5 protein-coding genes are annotated in these 4916 nt (G+C 34.7%); 2 read left to right on the top strand and 3 right to left on the bottom strand.

Features of this window, described 5'->3' with window-relative positions:
* Nucleotides 1-616: 616 nt before the first annotated feature.
* Nucleotides 617-793, bottom strand: coding sequence for a hypothetical protein (locus F6K22_RS31805; RefSeq protein WP_293107497.1), 177 nt, complete (start codon nucleotides 791-793; stop codon nucleotides 617-619).
* 182 nt (nucleotides 794-975) lie between these two features.
* Nucleotides 976-1314, bottom strand: a complete 339-nt coding sequence (locus F6K22_RS31800; protein ID WP_293107494.1) for a hypothetical protein — start codon at nucleotides 1312-1314, stop codon at nucleotides 976-978.
* 891 nt (nucleotides 1315-2205) lie between these two features.
* Between F6K22_RS31800 and murD the strand changes: the two genes are divergently transcribed.
* Nucleotides 2206-3564 (top strand): UDP-N-acetylmuramoyl-L-alanine--D-glutamate ligase, encoded by a 1359-nt coding sequence (gene murD, locus F6K22_RS31795; RefSeq protein WP_293107491.1) that lies wholly within the window; start codon nucleotides 2206-2208, stop codon nucleotides 3562-3564.
* Between the two features lie 83 nt (nucleotides 3565-3647).
* Here the strand turns inward: murD and F6K22_RS31790 are convergent, their stop codons facing one another.
* Entirely contained in the window at nucleotides 3648-3845 is a 198-nt protein-coding gene (locus F6K22_RS31790; protein WP_293107488.1) for a hypothetical protein, read from the bottom strand.
* A gap of 184 nt (nucleotides 3846-4029) precedes the next feature.
* Between F6K22_RS31790 and F6K22_RS31785 the strand changes: the two genes are divergently transcribed.
* Nucleotides 4030-4401, top strand: a complete 372-nt coding sequence (locus F6K22_RS31785; protein ID WP_293107500.1) for a Uma2 family endonuclease — start codon at nucleotides 4030-4032, stop codon at nucleotides 4399-4401.
* Nucleotides 4402-4916: the final 515 nt, after the last annotated feature.

Raw genomic sequence — 4916 nt, 5'->3', positions numbered from 1 at the left:
ACTAGCGCGTCTAGACTAAAATTGTGGGTAAAACCTCCCCCCTCTCCTTGCAGGAGAGGGGTTGGGGGAGAGGTCTTCATTGACTGGCTCTTTACCCACATTTTAAACCTAGACGAGGTACTTACGGAAAGCTCCGCTTTTCATGTCGGCGACAGCCGAAACGACCGCTCTCAAGGGGAGATTTAGATATGGCTAGGTTTCTGATGCATCCCATCCTAAGGTCATGCTCCGCTTTCCGACCGCTTGTTTCTCCACGGCGAGTGAGAGGCTTTAAACCTTAATTATTCGGTAAGAAGAGGTAACTATTAGACATCTCCAAAAATTATCAAGCACTTACTGTAACTATCTTTTAGGGAGCGATGTAGCTGCCGCACTTGCTCCCTCCGCCAACGCCAGCTCCTCGAGATAGTCATTTTTTACGGGCTTTATAGTATTACAGATAGTTATTGTTAATTATTCACCATTTTTCTCTAGTTTTTCATTACTTTTTTTCAGAGCCAAAATTATTATTTATAATAATATTAATGCTCCTATTATTAATCTTACAAAACCACATATTGTTAAAATTACTTTTTCATAATTACTATCTTTTAATCTGAATCTTTCTCGTGCCGCTCTAAATATTTTTATCAGTCTTAATTACATGTTCTACAAATCTTATTTTTTGAGTTTTTTTTGATTCTCTTTCTTGACTTATTCTGACATTTTCTGGTTTATTTTTTTTGTTTGGCCTGTAAACTTTTTCCCCACCTTGATACCCTTTATATACTTGAAATATTTGTTCTCTATCCAACTTTTTTTGTGTTTTTTTGAATAACTTTATCTCACTTTATATATCTCTTTATCCTAACTATTTGTTCTCCCTTTTCTGTGATTACTATTTGATTTTTAAACGTATGACTTTTTTGCTTTTCTGACTAATATTTTTTCTGTTTTTGATCATTTTTAGGCGTTTCTCTATCCTGCTCTGTACTATCAACTCTCAATTCTATTTCTGTAAAAGCCTATGCATATCCATAAATATTCGTTTTCTTTTCCCGAGAATTCCTCTAGTAAACTAGATGGTAATAATTCCCTCAAAATATCTATCCAAAGCGCGAAAAATATTATTTGCTGTTGACTCACTAACTCGCTTAGATTGCTCCTAGTAGTTGAAATGTTGGTACATGATGCAAATAATATAAAGTCAACATTATCTCTTCTGCCTTGTTTAAAGACTTTTTTCTTCCTCCTCCTGCCTTGATTAATCTTTTTTCTTGGCTGGCGTTCGCTTGAGCGATGCGGAGCATTATCGCCTGTCTTTTTTCTATTCAACTTTTTGAGGATTTTCTATTAATTTTATTAGTTGTTCATTTGTAATACCAATCATTTTTTTTGTTTCTTTTGGATGGTTATAAATATATTCTAATACATTATTCATTTGGAAACAGGGTATATATAATTGGCGACTACAATTTTACCCTGATTTTTATTTTGGAGAGGTCTATTTGCCTACTTTAAGTGTAAAGGTTTGGTTAGCAAATCACTACCCTTTGATATAAACGCTGGGATTTTATAGCAGTTTTCATTAACATAAAATACAGAGATTTTGGCTTAAAGGCACTTATGCTGAACCTAGAGGGCAGAAGTTTTATAGTCAACATGAGTTAAAGCTTCTCTAATACAATTTTTATGTGAAGTTGCACAGAATTATGAAATTCATTAACCTTTCTGTCTGTATATACAGTCAACTCTTATTCAAACTTTATTCCATGCAACTTCATATTCATTTGTATGATACCTTGTCATATTCAAACCTTAATATAGGGTTTATCACCCTTTGTGAGGTACAGTTATCTTTTTCTTTCTATTCCCTATTTCCTATTATTTATTTTCCTCTGTAGCTGTTGCCTAAAACAAACGAATTTTTTACCTCGCTCCTGATTATAACTGTTATAAATGCAGCATTAAATTCCTCCCTTGAAAAGGGAGATACCTTCAACCCATTTTTTTGGGTAAATATTTTTTAATCAGATATTATTTTCATAAAAAATACCAGCAACTACAACTATGTTTTATTTACTTTAGTTATTTAATGAGCATCAACTATAAAACTACTTTTATAGAAACCGTATAAATCCTAAGTCCTACGGAAGTATCCTAGCCCACTCTGCTGTAAAATTAAAATAATTAGACTAGGAATTCCTTCTTCTACAAAAATTTACTATGTCAAAAGCTCATATTATTGGTTTAGGAAAATCAGGTGTTGCTGCTGCGCGACTGCTGAAAAAAAATGGTTGGGAAGTTGAATTGAGCGATCGCAATACTTCCGACTCCCTGCAGCAACAAAAACAGCAGTTAACTCAAGAGGGTATTACTGTTAAGTTGGATTATTCATTTGAACCAGAAACCTCTTTAGATTTAGTCGTTGTTAGTCCCGGTGTCCCCTGGGATATACCTGCATTGCAAAGGTCTAGAGAAACTGGAATTGAAACAATAGGGGAAATGGAATTAGCGTGGCGATATCTCAAGTCTTGCTCCTGGGTAGGTATTACTGGTACTAATGGCAAAACTACTACCACTGCTTTAACTGCTGCGATTTTTAAGACTGCCGGATTGTATGCTCCTGCCTGTGGTAATATCGGACATGCTGCTTGTGAATTAGCTTTATCAGCAACTCCCCTAGATTGGGTAATTGCAGAAGTCAGCAGTTATCAAATTGAGTCTTCCAAGACTTTGAGTCCACAAATTGGTGTATGGACTACTTTTACTCCTGACCATCTCAGTCGTCACTACAATCTAGAAAATTATTTTAACATTAAAGCTGGTTTATTAAATCGCTCTCAAATACAAATTCTTAATGGTGACGACTACTACCTGCGTCAAAATGCAATAAATCTTTGGCAGAATGCTTACTGGACAAGTACTCAGGGAAAAGCTAATTTGGTGGGGGATGTAGCTAAAGGAATTTATATTGAAGATGAATGGGTAGTAGCGTTGGGGGAAAGAATAATTCCTGTGGAGTCTCTACAAATGTTGGGAAATCATAATCAGCAGAATTTATTGATGGCAGTGGCAGTAGCGAAATTGGCAGGAATAGAAAAAGAGGCGATCGCTGAGGGGGTGAAAAACTTTTCTGGTGTACCCCACCGTTTGGAATATATTTGCAGTTGGAATGGAGTAGATTTTATTAATGATAGTAAAGCTACAAATTATGATGCAGCAGCAGTTGGTTTAAGAGCTGTACCAGCACCTGTATTATTAATTGCTGGTGGCAAAGCTAAAGAAGGTAACGATCATGATTGGTTGCGACAAATTAAGGAAAAAGTTGTTTTTGTTTTGTTAATTGGTGATGCTGCGGAGTTTTTAGCTAAGAGATTACAAAAGATTAATTTTCGTCATTATGAAATAGTAGAAAATATGGAAAGAGCGGTGATTAGAGGTGCAGCATTATCAAAAAAATATGATGCTAAAGTTGTGTTACTTTCTCCGGCTTGTGCGAGTTTTGACCAGTATCAAAATTTTGAACAAAGAGGAGACAATTTTCGGCAGTTATCTTTGGCATTGAATCAGAAAAAAAGGTAGATTTAGGTTTTAGATAGTAGGTGTTAAGTCTGGGGTTGTAGCTATTAGATTAAGTTGGTTAAATTAATGAAAAAAATTTTCATCTATCTTTTGAGTAACTCTCCTAAATACTTGGTCAGAAATAAAGTTAACTTTAAATTAGGACGAGTTAGATATCGGGAGTCATAATTCAGAATGGTTTGGAAAAATTTACTTCCTACAGTTATTTTAAGTTTAATTTTTTCTAGGTACTTAACTATTTCCTCTGGCCGAAGATTATTTAACAGAAGATTATCTAACAATTTAAGTTATGGGGCTTGATTTCAATAATATAGAAATAAACACAAAAAAAGGTTGATGATAATTATGTCAAGTTTAACAGTTAAAGATTTAGAAAAGTTGCAAATAGAGTACCCAGATTATGAGATGGAATTAGTAGGTGGGGAGATTATTGTTATGAGTGCTTCGGGTTGAGAATCAGATGAAATAGCAGCAGAAATAGTAGCTCAGTTACGCAACTGGGTAAGACCAAGAAAGTTAGGTAGAGTTATTGTTTCTAGTGGAGGTTTTCGCTTACCAAATTCAGATGAAGATATTCGCACTCCAGATGCTTCTTTTATTAGTGCAGAAAAATTACTCCGTCCTACAGAAGATTATATTAAGTTAGTTCCTGACCTAATTTTTGAAGTCAAATCTAAGAGTGATAAATTACCAAAATTACGTCAAAAAATACAAGAATTTATAGAGTTAGGAACTGTTGTCGGGGTGTTAGTAGATCCTCGGAGTCGCACAATGGAAGTTTATCGTTACCAACAAGAAAAAATTGTGCTGAAATATAGAGATTTTTTAGAAGTATAATAAATCTTACCAGGGTGGAAATTATCTCTAATTGAAGTATGGGCACTAGGGTTTGAGTAGGAATTTAGATTTGGCGCTGGTAAATGATTGTATAATTTTTAGTAGTCAGTAGTCAGTAGTTAAAACAGCTTTTTTCCTTACTATCAATCTTACTCCGATGCGAATTTCGTGCCTTATTTCACCAATGCCGAAAAATTAAACAACAAATTATAGAAAAAATTTAATGGAAGGAAAACAATTATCTTTATTTCCTGATTTTGAGTACCATCCGGCTCACGGGGTGACAAGGTAGCTGAAAGCTATATATAGAGGTGGACTTATCAAATAAGCTGAAGAATAGTTCAACTAAAATCCCACTATTATTGAGAATAGATGGGGGTGTGGTGCGTTCGCGGAGCGTTGCGGAGCGCAGTATCGCGCCACACAGTAGCTTGATTATTTATTCAAATAACTGGCAAAACAGTTAAAAATCCGATCAAAAAGGGTTGGTAATTACAAATAAAAATTAATAAAAG

It is taken from the genome of Okeania sp. SIO2F4 (assembly GCF_010672385.1).
Taxonomy (GTDB): Bacteria; Cyanobacteriota; Cyanobacteriia; order Cyanobacteriales; family Microcoleaceae; genus Trichodesmium.
Note: the sequence above shows the minus strand (reverse complement) of the source record. Positions and strands in the feature narration are given on the sequence as shown.

Bases quoted from the DNA above. Each gene is read 5' to 3' on its own strand.
- murD (WP_293107491.1), top strand. From the start codon at position 2,206: ATGTCAAAAGCTCATATTATTGGTTTAGGAAAATCAGGTGTTGCTGCT.